Origin of the sequence: Herbiconiux daphne, from assembly GCF_024979295.1 — a bacterium.
Lineage (GTDB): Bacteria > Actinomycetota > Actinomycetes > Actinomycetales > Microbacteriaceae > Herbiconiux > Herbiconiux daphnes.
This window is the reverse complement of record NZ_JANLCJ010000142.1, coordinates 1-1,083: the sequence shown is the minus strand read 5'-3', so window position 1 is coordinate 1,083 and position 1,083 is coordinate 1. Positions and strand designations below refer to the sequence as shown.

At 38.0% G+C, this 1,083-nt stretch carries 1 protein-coding gene; it reads right to left on the bottom strand.

All coding sequences use genetic code 11. The features are described from left to right. Window positions 1-554: 554 nt before the first annotated feature. Entirely contained in the window at window positions 555-905 is a 351-nt protein-coding gene (locus N1032_RS23640) for an HNH endonuclease (RefSeq protein WP_259542820.1), read from the bottom strand. Window positions 906-1,083 lie beyond the last annotated feature (178 nt).

The following is a 1,083-nucleotide window of genomic DNA, read 5'->3' as shown; positions in this document are numbered from 1 at the left end:
TATGCGCGTATAAATATATCCGTGGCTATCCCTATCGGTATCGGTGAAAGTGGTAGATTATCGGGAATCAATCGGAATCAGTGGTAATAAGACGAGCTTATTGCGACGTATCGGTAAAACCTATCATCGGGAAATATTTAATCGGGAATACTTATCAATCGACACGGAAATGAAAAAAGAAACACACTGATAAGAAAAATAAACAGGTAAAAACAAATACTTACCCACTCAATCCCTATTTTCTCAATAAATATCCCTCAATAGGCTTGACTTCTCGGTCTGGTCTGGTAGAATGTTTCTCATCGGTTGGTTAATCGGTGTGAGCAATCCCTCTTTAGCCTGTCGTAAGGAGAGCGCCTGAGGCTGAGGGGCGTAGGGGGTAGCTGGCTGCGAGGCTGTAGTGACAACCCCCCTTAAATTTTTGTAATATTTTTTCAAAAGGTAAAGATATATTCCTCAATATATTATTACTCAGGAATATACCCTCAATCATCAAATCCTATGGGCCTGTAAGCCTCTGTGAGAAGACTTCTATAATAAAACGATAGGTTGTATTAAGAAGATTTAGAACGCCTCTCAAGAGCTTCTGCTTTAGATTTAACACTATGACATTCTACACACAACACTTGCATCTCTCCATTAAACATCCTATCAAACAACTCTTCCCAACTATCCCATCCACTGAGAGGAACGATAGGAGATATATGGTCTACTTGAACTCTCTTCAAGGGGAAGTGATGTTTACAGTGAGCACATTCATAATGTTTAGACATTCTATTTGTTTTAAGATTAAGCTTCTGACCAATACAAGCTTTGTCTAATACAGCTTTTCTCTCTGGGGAGGTAAGTGATGCTTTACGCACAGCTGCTTTAATATATGCATTTTGTTTTTGTGTTAGGGACATAGAATATTAATACTTCCTTGTTAATGGAATCTATTCTTTCCTTTGTGGGAAGAGAAATAGAGATATGGGGTAGATGGATGATACGCTGAGGAAAGACAATACTTAGCTACAGCAATAGTTTGTTTATTTGGTTTCTTATCATAATGGAATTGTCCTTTTTGTTTCATAAGAGTCATTG